The organism is Rhodoferax sp. (genome assembly GCF_012927445.1).
Taxonomy (GTDB): Bacteria; Pseudomonadota; Gammaproteobacteria; order Burkholderiales; family Burkholderiaceae_C; genus Rhodoferax.
On the sequence record NZ_JABBPD010000007.1, the window covers coordinates 505824 to 525577 of the forward strand.

Annotated in this window: 22 protein-coding genes and 1 tRNA gene; 19 read left to right on the plus strand and 4 right to left on the minus strand. The window is 54.6% G+C overall.

The features are described from left to right. Positions 1-29: 29 nt before the first annotated feature. The 7 genes from atpE to HHJ17_RS14180 are packed head-to-tail and all read left to right on the plus strand — an operon-like array spanning position 30 to position 5733. Positions 30-296, plus strand: coding sequence for a F0F1 ATP synthase subunit C (atpE, locus tag HHJ17_RS14150; protein WP_188709704.1), 267 nt, complete (start codon positions 30-32; stop codon positions 294-296). 37 nt (positions 297-333) lie between these two features. Next, on the plus strand, positions 334-804 hold the full coding sequence (locus HHJ17_RS14155; protein ID WP_296496805.1) for a F0F1 ATP synthase subunit B: 471 nt from the start codon (positions 334-336) through the stop codon (positions 802-804). Positions 805-814: 10 nt separating this feature from the next. Next, positions 815-1354 (plus strand): F0F1 ATP synthase subunit delta, encoded by a 540-nt coding sequence (locus HHJ17_RS14160; RefSeq protein WP_296496807.1) that lies wholly within the window; start codon positions 815-817, stop codon positions 1352-1354. Between the two features lie 49 nt (positions 1355-1403). After that, complete coding sequence (gene atpA / locus HHJ17_RS14165; protein ID WP_296496809.1) at positions 1404-2957, plus strand: F0F1 ATP synthase subunit alpha; 1554 nt, start codon at positions 1404-1406, stop codon at positions 2955-2957. A 29-nt stretch (positions 2958-2986) separates the two neighbouring features. Further along, positions 2987-3877, plus strand: a complete 891-nt coding sequence (gene atpG, locus HHJ17_RS14170; RefSeq protein WP_296496811.1) for a F0F1 ATP synthase subunit gamma — start codon at positions 2987-2989, stop codon at positions 3875-3877. Between the two features lie 24 nt (positions 3878-3901). Beyond that, the gene (atpD, locus tag HHJ17_RS14175; protein ID WP_296496813.1) at positions 3902-5305 is read left to right on the plus strand and encodes a F0F1 ATP synthase subunit beta; all 1404 of its coding nucleotides are present in this window, start codon (positions 3902-3904) and stop codon (positions 5303-5305) included. Positions 5306-5316: 11 nt separating this feature from the next. Further along, positions 5317-5733 carry a F0F1 ATP synthase subunit epsilon gene (locus tag HHJ17_RS14180; protein ID WP_296496815.1) on the plus strand — a complete coding sequence of 139 codons (417 nt, stop codon included), beginning with the start codon at positions 5317-5319 and terminating at the stop codon, positions 5731-5733. Positions 5734-5847: 114 nt separating this feature from the next. On the opposite strand, the gene HHJ17_RS14185 is transcribed toward HHJ17_RS14180, so the two are convergent. The 3 genes from HHJ17_RS14185 to HHJ17_RS14195 are packed head-to-tail and all read right to left on the minus strand — an operon-like array spanning position 5848 to position 7928. After that, complete coding sequence (locus HHJ17_RS14185; protein WP_296496816.1) at positions 5848-6369, minus strand: TPM domain-containing protein; 522 nt, start codon at positions 6367-6369, stop codon at positions 5848-5850. Further along, positions 6369-7301, minus strand: a complete 933-nt coding sequence (locus tag HHJ17_RS14190; RefSeq protein ID WP_296497062.1) for a YgcG family protein — start codon at positions 7299-7301, stop codon at positions 6369-6371. Before HHJ17_RS14190 ends, HHJ17_RS14185 begins: the two co-directional genes overlap by 1 nt. A 39-nt stretch (positions 7302-7340) precedes the next feature. After that, on the minus strand, positions 7341-7928 hold the full coding sequence (locus HHJ17_RS14195) for a LemA family protein (RefSeq protein WP_296496818.1): 588 nt from the start codon (positions 7926-7928) through the stop codon (positions 7341-7343). 144 nt (positions 7929-8072) lie between these two features. Between HHJ17_RS14195 and HHJ17_RS14200 the strand changes: the two genes are divergently transcribed. From HHJ17_RS14200 to HHJ17_RS14210, 3 genes are read left to right on the plus strand one after another with little or no spacing between them, the layout of a single operon-like run. Then, a complete protein-coding gene (locus tag HHJ17_RS14200; protein WP_296496820.1) occupies positions 8073-8522 on the plus strand; it encodes a nuclear transport factor 2 family protein in 450 nt (149 codons plus the stop codon). Between the two features lie 42 nt (positions 8523-8564). Further along, positions 8565-9536 carry an alpha/beta fold hydrolase gene (locus HHJ17_RS14205; RefSeq protein ID WP_296496822.1) on the plus strand — a complete coding sequence of 324 codons (972 nt, stop codon included), beginning with the start codon at positions 8565-8567 and terminating at the stop codon, positions 9534-9536. Between the two features lie 16 nt (positions 9537-9552). Next, positions 9553-10092: a DUF2946 family protein gene (locus HHJ17_RS14210; RefSeq protein WP_296496824.1), complete on the plus strand. Its 540-nt coding sequence runs from the start codon at positions 9553-9555 to the stop codon at positions 10090-10092. Between the two features lie 93 nt (positions 10093-10185). Here the strand turns inward: HHJ17_RS14210 and HHJ17_RS14215 are convergent, their stop codons facing one another. Next, complete coding sequence (locus HHJ17_RS14215; protein ID WP_296496826.1) at positions 10186-10719, minus strand: c-type cytochrome; 534 nt, start codon at positions 10717-10719, stop codon at positions 10186-10188. A gap of 89 nt (positions 10720-10808) precedes the next feature. Between HHJ17_RS14215 and HHJ17_RS14220 the strand changes: the two genes are divergently transcribed. The 9 genes from HHJ17_RS14220 (at position 10809) to HHJ17_RS14260 (ending at position 19584) form a co-directional block, all read left to right on the plus strand. Then, positions 10809-10884 (plus strand) — tRNA-Arg (locus HHJ17_RS14220). 176 nt (positions 10885-11060) lie between these two features. Then, the gene (locus tag HHJ17_RS14225) at positions 11061-12263 is read left to right on the plus strand and encodes an integrase arm-type DNA-binding domain-containing protein (RefSeq protein ID WP_296506191.1); all 1203 of its coding nucleotides are present in this window, start codon (positions 11061-11063) and stop codon (positions 12261-12263) included. A gap of 500 nt (positions 12264-12763) precedes the next feature. Next, positions 12764-14476 (plus strand): AAA family ATPase, encoded by a 1713-nt coding sequence (locus HHJ17_RS14230; RefSeq protein ID WP_296506192.1) that lies wholly within the window; start codon positions 12764-12766, stop codon positions 14474-14476. Between the two features lie 582 nt (positions 14477-15058). Continuing rightward, complete coding sequence (locus tag HHJ17_RS14235) at positions 15059-15205, plus strand: hypothetical protein (RefSeq protein ID WP_296506193.1); 147 nt, start codon at positions 15059-15061, stop codon at positions 15203-15205. Between the two features lie 36 nt (positions 15206-15241). Further along, a complete protein-coding gene (locus HHJ17_RS14240) occupies positions 15242-15574 on the plus strand; it encodes a hypothetical protein (RefSeq protein ID WP_296506194.1) in 333 nt (110 codons plus the stop codon). Positions 15575-15801: 227 nt separating this feature from the next. Then, positions 15802-16770, plus strand: coding sequence for a DUF932 domain-containing protein (locus tag HHJ17_RS14245; RefSeq protein ID WP_296506195.1), 969 nt, complete (start codon positions 15802-15804; stop codon positions 16768-16770). Between the two features lie 123 nt (positions 16771-16893). Further along, entirely contained in the window at positions 16894-17904 is a 1011-nt protein-coding gene (locus HHJ17_RS14250; protein WP_296506196.1) for a lambda-exonuclease family protein, read from the plus strand. A gap of 112 nt (positions 17905-18016) precedes the next feature. Continuing rightward, positions 18017-18946 (plus strand): hydrolase or metal-binding protein, encoded by a 930-nt coding sequence (locus HHJ17_RS14255; protein WP_296506198.1) that lies wholly within the window; start codon positions 18017-18019, stop codon positions 18944-18946. Further along, positions 18943-19584, plus strand: a complete 642-nt coding sequence (locus HHJ17_RS14260) for a hypothetical protein (RefSeq protein ID WP_296506199.1) — start codon at positions 18943-18945, stop codon at positions 19582-19584. Before HHJ17_RS14255 ends, HHJ17_RS14260 begins: the two co-directional genes overlap by 4 nt. Positions 19585-19754 lie beyond the last annotated feature (170 nt).

The window sequence follows — 19754 nt, forward strand, 5'->3', positions numbered from 1 at the left end:
TTGTTTTTTTTATAGTTAATTAGGAGTGAATCATGGAAGTTATTAGTTTTGCTGCGCTGGCTGCTGGTTTGATCATTGGTCTGGGCGCTTTGGGTGCTTGTATCGGTATCGGCATCATGGGTAGCAAGTACCTTGAAGCAGCTGCACGTCAACCTGAACTCATGGGCGAACTCCAAACCAAGATGTTCGTGTTGGCTGGTCTGATCGATGCTGCGTTCATTATCGGTACCGGTATTGCGCTGTGGTTCGCTACTGCCAACCCGTTCCTGGCTCAAATCGCACGTTTGGTCAAGTAAGGCCTGTCCTGCAACACCTTGTTGAAGGAGATTTACTGTGAACATTAATGGAACACTGGTAGCGCAAGCTATCGTCTTCGCATTGCTGGTGCTGTTCACGATGAAGTTCGTGTGGCCGCCCATCGCGACTGCATTGGACGAACGTGCCAGCAAAATCGCCGACGGCCTTGCAGCTGCCGATAAAGCCAAGTCAGAGCTCTCCTCCGCCAACAAGCGTGTGGAAGCCGAATTGGCCAAGTCGCGTACTGAAACCACTGCAAGCCTGGCTGATGCCGAGCGCCGTGGTCAGGCCATCGTGGAAGAAGCCAAGTCAAAAGCAACCGAGGAAGGCAACAAGATCATTGCTGCTGCCAAGGTTGAAGCGGAACAGCAAACTGTCAAGGCGCGTGAGACTCTGCGTGAGCAAGTCGCTGCACTGGCAGTCAAGGGTGCCGAGCAGATTCTCCGCAAGGAAGTCGATGCCGGTGTCCATGCTGATTTGCTTGGCCGTCTGAAGACTGAGCTGTAAGAGGATAACCATGGCTGAACTTGCCACCATTGCCCGCCCTTACGCCGAAGCCTTGTTCAAGGCGACGGCATCAGACTTGAATGGTGCCGCTGTCTGGGTTGAAGCGTTGAAGGAAATTGCGAAAAACTCGCAACTCCAGCAACTTGCAGACAATCCAAACTTCACAGCTGCCCAGGTGTTTGAGTTGTTTGATGGCATTTCCGCATCGGCCAAAGTGGCTTTGCCGGAAATGGCTAAAAACTTCTTGCGCACCGTGATTGAAAACGGTCGCTTGAATGCTTTGCCTGAAATTGCAGAGCAGTTTCGTGTCTTGAAGAACGCCCAAAGCGGTTCGGCTGACGCGGTTGTCTACAGCGCCTTCGCTATTGACAACGCGGCCCTGGCTGATTTGGCGATCACGCTCGAAAAACGATTCGCTCGCAAGCTGAACGTGTCCGTCGAATTGCAGCCCGAGTTGATCGGTGGCATTCGTGTGGTGGTGGGTGATGAGGTTCTTGACTCTTCTGTCAAAGCCCGTCTTGAACAAATGAAAATGGCCTTGACAGCTTGAGGCGTAAGCCCCAAGTTGCCAGCCCAATTAACGAAAGAAGGAAAGAGTCATGCAACTCAATCCCGCAGAAATTTCTGAACTGATCAAGAGCCGTATTGAAGGCCTGTCAGCCAGCGCTAACATTCGCAATCAGGGTACGGTTGTGTCCGTGACTGACGGTATTTGCCGTATTCATGGCCTGTCGGACGTGATGCAGGGCGAAATGCTCGAATTCCCAGCCGATGCTGAGGGTCAACCCAGCTACGGCTTGGCCTTGAATCTGGAACGTGACTCGGTCGGTTCCGTGATTTTGGGTGCTTACGAGCACATTTCCGAAGGCGATATCGTCAAATGCACGGGTCGTATTCTGGAAGTACCGGTCGGTCCCGAGCTCAAAGGCCGCGTGGTCAATGCGCTGGGTCAGCCGATTGACGGCAAAGGTCCGATCAATGCCAAGATGACCGACGTGATTGAAAAAGTCGCGCCTGGTGTGATTGCCCGTAAATCGGTGAGCCAACCGATGCAGACCGGCTTGAAGTCAATCGACTCCATGGTGCCGGTGGGTCGCGGTCAACGCGAACTGATCATTGGTGACCGTCAGACCGGCAAAACTGCCGTGGCCATTGACGCGATCATCAACCAAAAGGGTCAGGATGTAACCTGCGTTTATGTCGCAATTGGCCAAAAAGCCTCTTCCGTCAAGAACGTGGTGCGCGCACTGGAACAAGCCGGTGCGATGGAGTACACGATCGTGGTGGCTGCCACCGCTTCCGAGTCGGCCGCCATGCAATACGTCAGCGCCTATTCAGGTTGCACGATGGGCGAATACTTCCGCGATCGCGGTGAAGATGCGCTGATTGTGTATGACGATCTGTCCAAACAAGCCGTGGCTTACCGTCAGGTATCCCTGCTGTTGCGTCGCCCACCAGGCCGCGAAGCCTACCCTGGCGATGTGTTCTATCTCCACAGCCGTTTGCTGGAGCGTGCCGCTCGTGTGAACGAGAAGTATGTTGAAGACTTCACCAAAGGCGCTATCAAGGGCAAGACCGGTTCTTTGACCGCTCTGCCGATCATTGAAACGCAAGCGGGTGACGTGTCGGCCTTCGTGCCAACCAACGTGATTTCGATTACCGATGGCCAGATTTTCTTGGAAACCTCGCTGTTCAACGCCGGTATCCGTCCTGCGATTAACGCCGGTATCTCGGTGTCTCGCGTCGGTGGCGCAGCCCAGACCAAGCTGATCAAGAATCTGTCCGGCGGTATCCGTACCGATTTGGCCCAGTACCGTGAGTTGGCTGCGTTCGCGCAGTTCGCCTCCGATCTGGACGAAGCCACCCGCAAGCAGCTCGATCGCGGCGCCCGGGTGACCGAGTTGCTCAAGCAGGCTCAATACAGCCCGCTGCCTATCAGTTTGATGGGTGCCACGTTGTTTGCTGTGAACAAAGGTTTCATGGACGACATCGAAGTCAAGAAGGTATTGGCGTTCGAGCACGGTCTGCATGCTTATCTCAAGGATAAACACGCTGCCCTGCTGGCCAAACTGGAAGCTGACAAGGCCATGGACAAAGATGCTGAGGCTGAAATGACGGCAGCAGCAACGGCGTTCAAGAAGTCGTTTGCTTGATTCGCATCTGACGGCACAAGGAGTCATTCATGGCAGCAGGTAAGGAAATTCGCGGCAAGATCAAATCGGTGGAGAACACCAAGAAGATCACCAAGGCCATGGAAATGGTGGCGGCCAGCAAAATGCGCAAGGCGCAGGAGCGCATGCGCGCCGCCCGCCCTTACAGCGAAAAGATCCGCAACATTGCGGCCAATCTCGGTCACGCCAACCCTGAGTACGTTCACGCCTTCATGAAATCCAACGACGCTAAGTCGGCGGGCATGATTGTGGTGACGACGGACAAAGGGCTGTGCGGCGGCATGAACACCAACGTGTTGCGCGGTGTCACCACCAAGCTGCGCGAGTCACAGGCGGCGGGTATTTCTACCCAAGCCGTGGCGATTGGCAATAAAGGTTTGGGATTTTTGACCCGAATCGGTGCCAAGGTCGTGTCACATGCCACGCAATTGGGTGACACCCCACACCTGGACAAGTTGATTGGCCCGGTCAAGGTGCTGCTTGATGCCTATGCCAAAGGTGAGGTGAATTCGGTGTACCTGTGTTACACCCGCTTCATCAACACCATGAAGCAGGAACCCGTTGTGCAGCAGTTGTTGCCTCTGTCGGCCAGCGTCATGCAGGCCGAAATGCAAGCCAGCGAAGCCACTACAGGTGCCAAGCATGGCTGGGATTACATCTATGAGCCTGATGCGCAGACCGTGATCGACGATTTGTTGGTCCGCTACGTAGAAGCGCTTGTGTACCAGGCGGTGGCAGAAAACATGGCATCCGAGCAATCGGCGCGCATGGTGGCCATGAAGTCAGCGACAGATAACGCCGGCAGCGTGATTGCCGAGCTTAAGCTGATCTACAACAAAACGCGTCAAGCAGCGATTACGAAAGAACTTTCGGAAATCGTTGCGGGTGCAGCGGCCGTTTAAACGTATTTATTTTTGGAGCAAAAAATGGCTCAAGTCCAAGGCAAGATTGTTCAGTGTATCGGTGCGGTGGTCGACGTGGAATTTCCACGTGACAAGATGCCCAAGATTTATGACGCGCTCAAGATGGATGGCTCCACTTTGACCCTCGAAGTGCAGCAGCAGTTGGGTGACGGCATCGTGCGTACTATTGCGCTCGGTTCTTCCGACGGCCTGCGTCGCGGCATGATCGTGCAAAACACGGCGGAAACCATCATGGTGCCAGTGGGCAAAGCCACCTTGGGTCGCATCATGGACGTGCTGGGCGCGCCGATTGACGAACGTGGTCCAGTGACGGCGACGAAAACCGCTTCCATTCACCGTAAAGCACCTTCTTACGACGAATTGAATCCTTCACAAGAGTTGCTGGAAACCGGCATCAAAGTGATTGACTTGATTTGCCCGTTCGCCAAGGGCGGCAAGGTGGGTCTGTTCGGCGGCGCTGGCGTTGGCAAGACCGTGAACATGATGGAACTCATCAACAACATCGCCAAGGCGCACAGCGGCTTGTCCGTGTTCGCTGGTGTGGGTGAGCGTACCCGTGAAGGTAACGACTTCTATCACGAGATGGCCGACTCCGGCGTTGTGAACCTCGAGAACCTCGAAGAGTCCAAAGTTGCCATGGTCTACGGTCAGATGAACGAGCCCCCGGGCAACCGTCTGCGCGTCGCCCTGACCGGTTTGACCATTGCTGAATCCTTCCGTGACGAAGGTAAAGACGTGCTGTTCTTTGTGGACAACATCTACCGCTTTACCTTGGCCGGTACCGAAGTGTCCGCCCTGTTGGGTCGTATGCCTTCCGCTGTGGGCTATCAGCCTACGCTGGCTGAAGAAATGGGCCGTTTGCAAGAACGTATCACTTCGACCAAAGTCGGTTCCATCACGTCCATCCAGGCCGTTTACGTCCCTGCGGATGACTTGACCGATCCATCGCCTGCCACCACCTTTGCCCACTTGGATTCCACTGTGGTGCTGAGCCGTGACATTGCTTCGCTGGGTATTTACCCCGCGGTGGATCCTCTGGACTCCACCAGCCGTCAGCTGGATCCGCTGGTGGTCGGTCAAGACCACTACGAAACTGCCCGTGCTGTGCAAGGTACGCTGCAACGCTACAAAGAATTGCGCGACATTATTGCGATTTTGGGCATGGACGAGTTGGCGCCAGAAGACAAACTGGCTGTGGCACGTGCCCGCAAGATCCAGCGTTTCCTGTCCCAGCCATTCCACGTGGCTGAAGTGTTCACCGGCTCGCCTGGTAAGTACGTCAGCTTGGCCGAGACGATTCGCGGCTTCAAGATGATTGTGGCTGGCGAGTGTGATCACCTGCCAGAGCAGGCGTTCTACATGGTTGGCACGATCGACGAAGCGTTCGAAAAAGCCAAGAAGATCTAAGGATCGTCAAGATGAACACCATCCACGTTGATGTGGTCAGTGCCGAAGAGTCCATCTTCTCAGGCGAGGCGCGTTTTGTGTCTCTGCCCGGTGAAGCTGGCGAGTTGGGCATTTTTCCGCGCCACACACCACTGATCACGCGCATCAAGGCGGGTTCGGTGCGCATTGAAAAAGCAGACGGCAGCGAAGAGTTTGTCTTTGTTGCTGGTGGCATTCTTGAAGTTCAGCCCCATTGCGTCACGGTGTTGTCTGACACCGCCATTCGCGGCAAGGACCTGGACGACGAGAAAGCCAATGCTGCCAAAGCACTTGCTGAAGAAGCACTCAAGAACGCCAAAGGCGAGCTTGATATCGCCCGTGCGCAATCTGAGCTGCTCGTGATGGCGGCGCAAATTGCAGCGCTGCGCAAGTTTCGCCAGAAAAAGTAATTGAAATTGACGGCCTTGGCGCCGTTCGATTATTCAGTGCACTTGAAAGCCCTGATCTCTCCAGATCAGGGCTTTTGTCATTGAGGGGTCGTTGGCTTCAATACGGCGGCGACCTCAATTCAGTACGGGGGCGTTCGGCAGTTCGTTTGGATTGCGTGCTCCTGCTGCGAGCGGGTAATGTTGTACCAGCAGGGCGGACACCTCTTCCAGTGCCTGCGTCAGACCGTTCTCAAACTGCCCCTGCTGGAAGGCGTTGCGCATGCGTGACACCACGGCCTGCCAAATCTGCGGCGCGACCACCTCGTTGAGTCCGCGATCCGCCACCAGTTCAATCGAGTGCTCGGCCAGCAGCAGGTAAATCAGAACGCCGTTGTTGTTGGCGGTGTCCCAGACGTGCAGCTTGCTGAACATGGCCAGGGCCCGCTGACGGGTAATGTCGCGGGTTGAGGCATCACGCCAAAGGTAACTCAGCGGCAGGCTGGCTTCGACATAAATTCGGATTTCGCCTGAGTGGCGTTGCTCGCTCGCCGCCACCCGTTGTTGCAGGCGTTGCAGCATGTCGGGCGGAATGGCCCGGTGCGTGGCATTGTCATCCAGCCAGCGATGTTTCAGAATTCTTTTGATCCGGCTCAGCATTACCAGTCTCCCGAGGCGCCACCGCCCCCAAAGTCACCGCCCCCAAAGTCACCGCCACCACCGGAGCTAAAGCCACCACCGCCACCTCTGCCGCCAAAGCCACCGCCCCAGCCGCCACCTGGTCCCCGTCCGGAGCCGAAGCCCGAGCCGACACTGTGCGCGACGTTCGAGAACAGGGAGAATACAAGGGCCACGAAAGCGGCCATGCTGGCAATCAACAGGCTGGAGGTGAGCAGCATGGCCAACAAACCCACGGCGCCACCGGTGGCCAATGAACCCAGTTTCGGGCCCAGGACCTTGCGTGCCACGCCCGCCACCACGGGTACAGCGATAAAGGCAAAAACAAGGAGATTCATCCAATCAAAGCCAGCGTTGGCTGGCTTTGACTCTGCGGCCGGTGCCGGCAAGGCCTCGCCCGAGATGAGTTTCATGACCAGATCAACGCCGGCTTCCAGCCCGCCCGCAAAGTCGCCCTGCTTGAAGCGGGGGGTAATGGCCTGCTCAATGATGCGTTTGGCCGCAAGGTCGGGGATGGCCCCTTCCAGCGTTTTGGCCACTTCGATGCGGACTTTGCGGTCGTCCTTGGCCACCACCAGCAGCAAACCGTCCCCGACCTCCTTGCGACCAATTTTCCAGGCGTTGGCAACCCGGTTGGCGTAACTGCTGATGTCCTCGGGTTGCGTGGTCGGTACCAGCAACACCACCACTTGTGCGCCACTGCTTTGCTCAAACGCACTGAGCTTGCTCTCCAACTGCTGCACCTGCTCGGCGCTGAGTGTCCCTGTGCTGTCAACGACGTGCGCGGTGAGCGCTGGGACCGCCAGTTGCGCCAAAGCCGGTGTGAGCGCCAACAGCAGGCCGCAAAGCAGCCCTGCCAGCTCGAAGCGCCAACTCGACAGCCGCCATAAATAGCGAAGCGACCGTCGAGGCATCAGCGTCATGAAAATCACCAGACTTGCAAACGGGAGAACTTATTTCTTGTTGAAATCAACCACCGGAGGGGTAGAGATGGTCGCTTCGTTCTGGACCGCGAAGGTGGGCTTGGGCTGGTAGCTGAACATCATGGCGGTCAGGTTGCTGGGGAAACTGCGCGTCAACACGTTGTAGGCCTGCACGGCCTGGATGTAGCGGTTGCGCGCCACTGTCACCCGGTTCTCGGTGCCTTCCAGCTGCACGCGCAGGTCAGAAAAACCTTGGTTGGCTTTCAGGCTCGGGTATTGTTCCGACACCGCCATCAAGCGGCTCAGGGCTGAGCCGAGTTCGCCTTGCGCGGCCTGAAATTTCTGGAAGGCTTCCGGATTGTTCAGCGTTTCCGGCGTCACCTGAATTGAAGTGGCTTTGGCGCGCGCCTCAATCACCTTGGTCAGCGTTTCCTGCTCGAAAGCGGCCTCGCCTTTGACCGTGGCCACAATATTGGGCACCAGGTCGGCACGGCGCTGATACTGGTTGAGCACTTCACTCCAAGCCGACTTGGTTTGTTCATCAAGCCGTTGAAAATCGTTATAGCCGCAACCCGACAGTCCGACGGCCGTCAAAAGAATTAGAAACCAGCGTGTCATAAAAATTCTCCAACTTGTTGCATGTAACAGTAGCATAAACCTGAGCCATCAATTGTGAGTTGACGACCGCCAAGCTGTCGATTGACAAGAACGTTGACAGAAAGCACGGCAAAATCAAGCCAAACGCTCACCCCACATACCACCATGCCCAAAGCAAGAAAACAGGCTGCCATCGTCGGTGGTACGGCCGACGATATTGAAGCTGCCTTTTATGACGCCCTGCAGAACGCCGACCTGGAGAAGCTTATGGCGTGCTGGGCGGACGAGGATGAGGTGGTCTGCGTCCACCCGGGTGGGCCCCGTTTGATTGGGATCGGTGCGATTCGGGTCGCTTTCGACGCCATGTTTGCCAACGGCAGCATCCGGGCTTGGCCGGAAGGGGTGCGCAAGATCGAGTCGCTGGCCAGCAGCGTGCACAACGTGCGGGAACGGATTGAGGTCTTGACCGAGGAGGGGCCGCGTGAAGCCTATGTCATTGCCACCAACGTTTATCACAAGACCGCGCAGGGCTGGCGCATGGTGGCGCACCATGCCAGTCCGGGTTCCGAGCGGGAGGCGCTGGAAATCAGTGAGTCACCCCATGTTCTGCATTGAGGAAATAGGCCTCCAGCCCTTGATTTATATGTGTATCCAGCTATGAATTATGTAGCGCCTTCCTGGCTGCCCGGCGGAAATTTGCAAACCATCTGGCCGGCCTTGTATTCACGCCGTGTGTTGGGCCCGCGTCCGCAATACCGGCGCGAACGCTGGACCACCCCGGATCAGGATTTCATTGACGTCGACTGGTTGCAGGCGCCAGCGAGCAGCACCTTGCTGGTGATGTTTCATGGGCTGGAGGGTTCGTCAGCCAGCTACTATGCCGAGGCTTTTGCGGACTTTGCCCGCATACGTGGTTTTGCCTTTGTGGTGCCCCATTTTCGGGGTTGCAGTGGCGAGCTGAACCATGGTCCACGGGCTTACCACTCGGGTGACTTTGAGGAGATCGGCTGGATTTTGGCGCGCTTGCGCCAGCAGCATCAGGGCGCCATGCTCGCGGTGGGCATTTCGCTCGGTGGCAATGCCCTTCTGCGCTGGGCCGAAGAAATGGGCGCGCAGGCGGCGCAGGTGCTGGATGCCGTGGCGAGCGTGTCGTCACCGATTGACCTGGCCGCCAGTGGCTGGGCGATCGGACGCGGCTTTAACCGGCTGGTCTACACCCGCCGGTTTTTGGCCACCATGAAACCGAAGGCGCTGCAAAAACTGGCGCAGCATCCGGGGCTGTTCAAGGCTGAAGCCTTGCGCGCCGCCCGCGATCTGTATGCATTTGACAATGTGTTCACGGCGCCTTTGCATGGTTACAAGAGCACGGAAGACTATTGGTCACGCGCCTCCGCCAAGCCGCATTTGCACCAGATCCGCTTGCCGGCGCTGGTGGTGAATGCCCGGAACGACCCGTTTGTGCCCGCTTGGAGCCTGCCGCGTCAGCGCGATGTGGGCAACCGGGTTACCCTGTGGCAACCGGCGCACGGTGGACATGTCGGTTTTCCCAAAGGACCGATCCCCGGTCATGTGCGCTCGATGCCCGAGGCCGTGGGCGGCTGGCTGGCGGCACACCGCAACACCCCCTGATAAAAGAAAGACATGGATGGATGACATTGTTAAGCAAGCCTTGGCCAAATGGCCCAATGTGCCGGCTTGCTACGGCTGGCTGGGCCTGGATGCCCGCGGTAACTGGTACATGCGCGACGACCGCGTGCAAGCGCAGGGGCCGTTCGCCGACGGCACCTTGCAGAGCAAGGGCTCGCAGTTAAAGCACGAGAAGTTGATCGAGTTCATTCAGCGCAACTACGAGCCGGATGAACTGGGGCAGTGGTTTTTCCAGAATGGACCGCAGCGCGTTTACGTGGAACTGGAAGCCACCCCGCTGATCTGGCGTGTGCAGGACGACTTCTCAATCCAGGACCACACCGGCAGGGCAGCACGCGTGCAGCGCTGTCTGCTGGACGAGCAGGGGCGCGTGTACCTGGAAGCGGACACTGGTTTTGGTCTGGTGCACAGCATGGACATGAGCCATGTGGCGGACGCCGTCGAGCAGGGCTTATGGGTGCCGCAGGAGGTGCTTGCCGCCGCTTTGCCAAAGCAGTTTCACTATGTCGGCAGCCCGCAGATGCTACAAAAACAATAGCTTCTCACGCTGTATGGACGGGGGCTAGCGGCCTAAAAGATATAAAAAAAGCCGGTCCATGACCGGCTTTGGTAGGGGGCCTGAACCCTGGCCTTATTTGGCCGCTTCAGCGGGTGCGGTCGGCGCTTGGGGTTCGTCGAACTTGGCACCTGCGGCGTTGGCCATGTAGACCACGGCACGGCCGATTTCCAATGTTTCAAAATCACCACCGCCCTGGGCGCCCATGGCATTCTTGCCTTTGACTGCCGAGTTCAACAGTGCCTCGTAACCCGTTTTGATGCGGGGCGCCCACGCGGCGACGTCACCAAACTTGGGTGCGCCGACGACGCCCGCCGTATGGCAACTCGTGCACTGGGCCTTGAAGACTTCTTCGCCAGTCTTGAGTTGGCGGTTGGCATCACGAATCTCGATGCTGCCAATTTTCTGGATTCGGGCCGCGATGGCTTTTTCAAGATCGACGGCGCCAGCTTCCGGTTTTTTGGCGGCAGTGACGTATAAAACCAGACCAATAATGACGAATATGGGAACCACAAACGAAAAGAAAACGGTCAGCAGCAATTGCTTGGGGTTCTTGACGGGGCCAGTGTGGGCCTCTTCGTGAACGGGAGTGTTGTTGTTATCGCTCATGGTGTCCTCTAAAAATCGGGGGCGTTGGAAGCAGCCTGCAATTATAGCGGGCGCGTCTTTGAAAACACCTACAATGGACCCTTCGGTTTGCGGCTGTAGCTCAGTGGATAGAGTATTGGCCTCCGAAGCCAAGGGTCGTGGGTTCGATCCCCGCCAGCCGCACCAATTAGTCGTTTCATAGCGTCTCAAGAAATACCAAAACCTGCTCCGGCTATAGCTAGAGTGGGTTTTTTTATGCCTCAAGCTGTCTCAGGGGGTAACATGCCATCACGGTACTTTTACGGTACTTTTAACGGTGCTTGAAAATACCGTCAAAAAAAGTACCGTTACAAGGGGCAAAGATGGCATTAACAGACACATTCGTTAAGCAGGTTAAGCACACCGGAAAACCTACCGGAGACAAACATACCGATGGCGGTGGCATGTATCTTCTGGTGAAAGCAAGCGGCAAATACTGGCGAATGGACTACACGCACAACAGCAAGCGAAAAACCTTAGCGCTGGGTGTCTATCCTGCGATTTCCCTTGCTGCAGCAAGAAAGCGTCGGGAGAAAGCCCGAGAGCAGTTGGCGCATGAAGTAGATCCTGGCGTAGCTAAGCGCGAAGACAAGCAGGCCCAAGCAGACGCGGCTGCGAGCACCTTTGAGGTGGTGGCGCGCAATTGGCTTTCAAAAACGGCGGTCAAACGTAAAGTTGTGACTCAAGATCGAATCACGACCCTGCTGGAACACGACGTTTTCCCATTCATTGGCAAGCTTCCCATCCACTCCATAGGGCCACGTGACGTATTGGACAAGGCTGTCCGCAAAATTGAAGCACGGGGGTCCATCGATACAGCTCACCGGGCCAAGCAAATCTGTGGGCAGGTATTCCGGTATGCGGTGGCCATTGGACTTGCAGAGCGAGACGTAACCGCAGACCTGCGTGGCGCTTTGGCGGAAATTCCAAGGTCACACTTTTCTGCCATCACGGAGCCAAAGCAGGCTGGTGAATTGATGCGCTCAATATTTGACTACACCGGTCACCCAACAACCGTTGCAGCGCTCAAACTTTCACCACTGGTGTTTGTCAGACCAGGGGAGCTTCGGACCGCTGAGTGGGCTGAAATTGACTTGGACGGAGCAGAGTGGCGCATTCCAGGCGCCAAGATGAAAATGAAAATGGATCACATCGTTCCGCTGTCCACGCAAGCGGTTGAGCTGCTGCGCAGTGTTAAGCCGATCTCTGGGCATGGCCGCTATGTATTCCCCAGTTTGCGGACTGGTGAGCGGCCTATGAGTGATAACACGATCAACGCAGCTTTACGCGGCTTGGGGTATAGCAAGGATGTTCACACGGCGCATGGGTTCAGGGCCATGGCTCGTACCATCATGGATGAAGTCCTGAATCAACGGGTTGATCTGATTGAGCACCAATTGGCCCACGCTGTGAATGATGCCAACGGACGTGCTTACAACCGTACGTCCCACCTTCCAGCGCGCAAGGTAATGATGCAGACGTGGGCCGATTACCTGGAAAAACTGCGCACTGGTGCCCACACCTGATTATTTGCCGTCTGATAGTGGTGAAGTGCGATTCACATCCTTAAAGGTCGATGTGGAAATGATGAATGCGGCCCTTATTGACCGCAAACTAGCTTAAAACTTCAACACCAATGTTGCACTTTTCCATTACCTAAGCCAGTATCTAAGCAACGGTAGGTAGGTAAGAATTCCGCCTTGGTTATTCATTTTTAATCCAAACCAGCCCGTCTAAACCATTCCGGTAAAGCGGCAATTTGGAAAATTCAAATGAACTACACCCCAAGCGCAAACCAATGCGCAATTCCCCTCCTTCTTAGCGGATTTGACCAGCTGCCCGACTCAGCACACGTCCCAATCAAGACCGTTTGCGCGCTTTTCGGTTGCTCACCAGCGACCGCATGGCGTCGTGTTCTATCTGGGCACCTTGTGCAGCCGGTTCGATTTGGCGCTCGTTCCACACGGTGGTGTGTGGGCGATCTGCGTCGTTCGATGTTGTCGTTGACTAACGCGAAGGCAACAAAATGAACTTCCTTCCCAAAAAACAAAATTCACAGGCGATGCCTCGGCACGGCTCGATTTTCACTAACGGCATCCATCTTGTGCCTGCCGCAAGCATCCAGCCGGAATCCATCACGTGGCTGCTTGAGGGGTGGTTGGCAGCAGGCAAATTCCATCTGTTGGCAGGCCCACCCGGAACAGGGAAAACCACGATTGCTACAGCTATTATGGCGAGCTTCTCATCGGGGAGTACCGGCGGTTGTGGCTGGCCTGGCAATTCTTCCTTCCGCAGCGGAGATGTCATTTTTTGGAGCAGTGAGGACGGCATTGAAGACACCGTCGTGCCACGCCTCATCGCTGCTGGTGCGGATTTGACTCGTATTCACATCATTCGAGGGACCATCGTCAATGGTCGTATGCGCCCATTTGGCGCTGCAGATATACCCAGGTTGAGTCAGGAAATTGAACGTATTGGCTCTGTCTGTCTGATCGTGATTGATCCCATTCTCCAAGTCGTTGTTGGGGATTCAAACAAAAATGCCGAAGTACGCCGCGCACTGGCACCTTTACTTGAACTCGCAGAGCTTTACAACTGCGCCGTCTTGGGGATTACCCATATAAATAAATCTTCCAAAGGAAAAGAGCCTCTTGATCGCATCAATGGTAGTGTGGCGTATGGGGCCGTTGCGAGATTAGTCATGATGACGGCTAGGGTCGAAAGCGGCGATTCTGCAGATGGGCCGGGTTCTTCTGTCATTGTGCGGGCCAAGTCCAATATCGGTACCAGCGACGGTGGATATGAATATCGGATCGAGCCGTTTACATTCAGTGCAAATGGGAAAATCATCAATACGTCTCGCATTGCTTGGAGTCCAACTCCGCTGACGGGTTCGGCCAAGGAAATTTTGAAATCTGCCGAAAATGCTGGTTCAGGTGAGTCCACCAAAGTTGTTGATCAGGCCGCTCAGTTTTTAAAAGACATCTTGGCCAACGGTGGTCGTTCATTTCCGGAAATTGAGCAGCTTTCGCAAGATGCCGGCATTTCAATCGGCTCTATCAAGCGCGCCAAACTTACCCTTGGTATCACTTCGAAAAAGCAGACCGGTATGGGACAGGTCAGCCCGTATTTTTGGTACCTGCCTGAACAATCCAACCAACAGATGCCCCAACCGGGATTTATGAATCAGAATGCCCAACTTGGTCATGCTCACCAGGCCGATCCGTTCAACATTGGGCAGCCGTATCTGCAACAAAATGCATTTCAGAGCGGAATGCAATTCCAGCAGAGGGAAGTTCCATTGACAAACTTACCCTATCAACCGGTGATGCAAATGTCTGCACCGTTGTTCGAAGGTGTCGGTTACCCCCAACCACCTGCACCACCTGCACCACCTGCACCACCTGCACCAGCTGCATCACCTGCATCACCTGCATCACCTGCATCACCTGCATCACCTGCATTTTTTGCCGAAAACAATACAGTGGGATCTGAGGTCAACATTAATCCAAAGCTTTTGGCGTGGATGGTTACCCAGTGCAAACAGCTTCTTTCGGAATACCATAGCGACCCCACAGCTTCCGACGAAGATCAATATGATGACCGTCAGGATCGAATCATCAGTATTGAATACGAAACTGTGGATTCGGGTCTTGAGTGCCTTTCGGAGGACGAAATTGACCGTAGTGAGCGGCCCTACCGAAAGGCTTTAAGCGGCACAAATTGGTGGGTCGGCTAATAATTTCCGCGTTCGGCTCAAATGTCGTCGTTTACTTCCGCAGGATACCGCCTCCATGTTTTAAAACATCGCAAGCGGCCAGCTTCAGTGTTGGCATCCTGAGATTTAAACGCGACATAGTTGGTGTTCGCGTTCCGGCCTCGCCCCCGTCAAGCTACGCATGTCTGTCCTTTCCCTGCACGGATCTTGGCTATTGAATGTGCGTTACCAGCCAAGAGTTGACCTTAAATCGACGCATCACAGTTAAATCAGTGTCAAAAGCTGATTCAAGAAAATTTCAGTGACATATAACTTCACTGCAATGGAAATACACATCAGTCAAGCTGCATCCAGCAACTGCGACTAAGCGATCCAAGTTTTCTCTTTTGTAAATCCGCACATCCCGACATGCGGATTTAAGTGCGTGCTGCTTGCTGACTCTTGCCTCAAGTGGTCTGCAGAAATTCTTCAATCAATAAATCTCGATGTTCAACAAATACCAGCCAGCGGGTTGGTATTTATGCCGCCGTTCCACGGCACATCAATACAAGCGTCTGCTTTTTTCTCAAACCCATTCACAACCAACAGAAGGAACACCAATTGATGATCAATAGCAACTCACCCCTTGAATACCTCAGCGCATTTGCCATCGTTTTTGTGATCGGTGCCATGTCTGTCGTTGGCATTGCCAGCTACATCGAACGCGCCAGCCGCCATCGAACTCAATCAACTCATTCGAATGAAACGTGACCCACCTTTACCCAACCCTTTTTATGGAGAATAAAAATGACATTAAGTTGCCCACGTTGCGGATCTGACCGCATCGGTATCAAAAACCTCGCCCGAAAAACAGGTGGCACCATCGGCACCATGGCCGGCGCTGCCAGTGGTGCTGCGGGAGCACTTAGCGGTGCCGAATTTGGCGCAACAGCTGGAATCGTTGCTGGACCTGTTGGTTCAGCTCTTGGCTCCATTGCAGGTGCCATATTGGGTGGGCTGATCGGTGGTGCCGCTGGTTGTGCCGTCGGTACGATATTGGGGGAAGTGGTGGACGACACAATTTTGGACAATTGTTTTTGCCTGACGTGTCGGTTCCGGTTCAGCAAAAAACGTTTCTGAATAGGCGTCTGAATCGCGATTAGCCAAAGCGGAATCACCCGCATGGACTCAATCACAAGTCCCACTGTGCAGTAAATCCTGCTCAATCTGGTGACCATCACCATACCGACATAAATACCAGCGTCGGCACCCTTCTCGTAGTTTTCCCTAATTAACTAAGTACGTGTTTCAGTTTGCTGTATCAACCCAGCGGCATTGTCACGTCCTTACACATCTGAAAGAAAAAAATGGCACACCTTATTCAAACCATGGCCTATACCGGCGAAACACCTTGGCATCAGTTGGGCAATCAACTGCCTGCCAAACAATCCATTGACGTCTGGGCCAAAGAAGCAGGCATGGACTGGAATATTTGCGAAACCCCAGTTCGTTATTTGGCTGACCAGATTGGCTCCCTCGGCTCCATCATGTCGTTCAACGACCAAAAAGTGCTTTATCGCAGCGACACCAAGGCGGCCTTGTCAGTCGTCAGTGGCCGTTACCAAGTCGTACAGCCCAAAGCCGTCCTTGAGTTCTATCGTGATCTGACCGAGATTTCCGGTTTCGAACTCGAAACCGCTGGCGTGCTGAAAGAAGGCAAGAAGTTCTGGGCACTGGCTAAAACTGGCAAGGAAGCCACCCTCAAAGGCAACGATGTCGTGAAAGGCTACATTTTGCTGGCGACAAGCTGTGACGGCACGTTGGCCACCACGGCAACGCCGACCACGGTGCGCGTGGTCTGCAACAACACGTTGGCGATTGCCTTGAATGGTGCCAGCAGCGCCATCAAGGTGCCGCACAGCACCAGCTTTGATCCACAAGCGGTGAAGAAGCAACTCGGTATTGCGGTCTCGCAGTGGGACAGCTTCATGTACCGCATGAAAACGCTGTCTGAGCGCAAAGTCAAAAGTCACGAATCGATGAACTACTTTCTGAAAGTCCTGTGCCAGACCGACAGTCATGTCGATCCAGCGCTGGGTTTGATGAATGAGCGTGCCTTAAAGAAAGTACAGGCTTTGTACGAAGGACAAGGTCATGGTTCAGAACTGGATTCGGCATCCGGTACGGCTTGGGGTTTACTCAATGCTGTCACCGAATATGTTGATCACGAAAAGCGTGCTCGCAGCCATGAGTACCGCATGGATTCAGCCTGGTTCGGCCAAGGGGCAAGTCTGAAACAACGGGCTCTGGACTATGCGCTGCAACTGGCAGCGTGACTCGGCAGTAATTACCACCCCTCCAACCGTCATACCAAACGACGGCATATAGCCCTGATCCATCTTGCGTGGCTCAGGGCTTTTCCATTTGTAGCAACGAAATAACCAATTGAAGGAATCATTATGTCCATCGCACAAATCGCATTCAAGGCAGATAGACCTACACGGTCAGCACCCGCCCTGAAGCTGGTCAAAACCAATGACCTCAGTCGGGACCAATGGCTCACTGTCAGAAAAAGTGGCATCGGCAGCTCAGACGCCGCAGCAGCCGTTGGATTAAATCCATATCGCAGCCAATTGGAGCTTTGGATGGAGAAAACTGGTCGTGATGCGGGTCTGCCCAAAGTCGATCCGAAAGACCAAAGCAGTCCAATGTACTGGGGCACTTTATTGGAAAGCATAGTGGCAGCGCACTACACCATGCGCAGTGGTCACAAGGTCCGGCGCATCAATGCCGTGCTGCAGCACCCCACTGAACCGTGGATGCTGGCGAACCTGGATCGTGAAGTCTTGGGTACAACGGAAGTCCAGATATTGGAGTGTAAAACTGCCGGAATTAATGGCGCCCGACTGTGGAAAGAAGGGGTGCCGGAATACATAACCCTACAGGTAATGCACCAGCTCGCAGTTACTGGCAAGCAGACAGCTGACGTGGCGGTATTGATCTGTGGTCAGGATCTGCAGATTCACCGCATTGAACGCGATGACACCATGATCGCCAAACTGATCGAACTGGAACGTCAGTTCTGGCATTACGTCGAAACCGATACCGCACCTCCAGCGGACGGCTCGGATTCAGCCGATGTCGCTTTGCGGTGTCTGTACCCGAAAGACAGCGGAGCCACTCTCGATTTGTCGCAAGACCTCGAAATGTCGGCGGCGTTCTCGGACCTATTGGCGGTTCGCGAGACGCTGACCACCAACGTATTACTGGAAGCTCAACTCAAGCAGCGTATCCAGCAACGCATGGCTGACGCCACCAAAGTCGTATTCGAAACGGGAGACGTGACATTCAAACGCAGTAAGGACGGGACAGGACTTGATGTCGTGACCCTGCTCAAAGACCAACCTGAGTTGGCACAACGATATGCCCTGGTCAAACCTGGCTCACGGCGTTTTCTTGTGAATTTGTAAACCGACACACCCTGCTTGGGCGGGGTGTAGTTGTCGTTCGCATCTATCAATTGACCTGCCTTTATTCAGTTGAATTGGGCGGGCATTTTTTCAATCAACAAAAGGAATCATCATGCTCAAAGGTTTAGCACTCACCCCACCTGTCATTGGCCGGATTTCCATTGGCAAAGTGGTCGAAAAGAACGGCAAACGTTTGCCAGAGAAAGACGATGAATTTACCGTGACCAGCCAGGTGCAAATGAAAGACGGTTGGGTTAATCACCCGGTGGACGAAACCCTTCGCAAAACACCCACTTCCAAGCTACGCAACATTCCGGTGCGGCTGCTGTTTGATGACCCGGATCTGAATCTGCGTGCCAACTACAGCCTGTTTGACCGACAGTCTGGCCGGCCGCTGTGTGTTGGCAACGGCGAGACCTGCAGGCGGTCACTGGCAGCCGGAGTGCAAACACTGACCTGCCCTTCACCTGAGTCTTGCGACCTCGCCAAGGGTGGCTATTGCAAGCCCTATGGTCGGTTGAATGTGCGCATTGGGGATGACGATGAATTGGGCAGCTTTGTTTTTCGTACTACGGGTTTCAACAGCATCAGAACCTTGTCGGCACGACTGAAATACTTCCATGCTGTATCTGGAGGGCAGTTGTCCACCTTGCCACTGGAGCTGCGCTTGCGGGGTAAATCAACCACCCAGTCACACCGGGCACCCATTTACTACGTGGACTTGACGGTAAAGACCGGCATGACGATGGCGGAAGCGATTGCCAGTGCCAGGTCAGAAGGTGAGATTCGCAAGGCTTCGGGTTTTGATCAAGCCGCATTGGACGACGCCGCCAGACAAGGCTTTGCCGAGGGTGCGTTCGAGGAGTCGGAAGAAGATGGTGCCGCCGTGGTGGAAGAGTTCTTTCCAGATGAGTTTGATGCCGGATCACCTGTCAATTCGATAGGCGCGGGAATCAAGGTCGGACTGACTGACAAGCTCAATCACAAAGTGGAAAAACTCAATGGCGCTGGTGCCACTGGCCATAGAGCTATGACTAATTGACTGTGCTGATTTCTGGCGCTTATGACGCGCTCACCACCAAGCCCTGCAAGTCAGGGCTTTTTTGTGCTCTGTTGAAAACAGTATTTTGCAAAAAACCCAATCAGGGAGCTACTATGAAAAAATCAAGAAAGATCGAGATCGTCATTCCCACATGGGAAGGTCGTTCAGGCCCCAGTTATTGGGGTGACACCGACTACAGCAGTCATGACAAACAGTCCACATCGTTCTGGCTGTCATTGCGGGGTGTTGTGCCGAGTGTCGGCTATTTCAACGGTGATTGCCGCGCCATTGGCGCTATCGGCCTGTACGTATGGATTGATTTGCACGACACCGTCAGTATCGACCTGCGTTTGCATGAGGTGGGTTCAGTCAGCTTGTATGAAGGGGTGCAGCTGATCAATTTACTGAAACGGCTTTGTGCCAAAGGGAAGGCGTATCCGTTCAGCAATTTTCAGCGAAGGACGACGGTACATACTGAGTTGACGAAGGCCCTTGATGCACTGGGTATCAAGCGTGCCTTGGTTTACCACCGCATCACCACAAATGAGAGCTATGAGCTAGTGGGTATGATCATCAAACGGATTTCAGTCACAGTTGATGAGCGGCTCGAAGAAATGAAGCAACGCCACGCAGCTTGACCTCTCTAGGGTGCTGCACCTTGATACGGTGTGGTACCGAAAAGACCATCATTTTTTTTGGTTTATTGTCAACATCAACAGTGCCTGAGTGGTGGGTTTTAAAAATCGTAGGTCTGGTTAAGGTCGGTGCAGTACGAAGGCTGCGGGCAGAATGTTCACCACCACGTTGG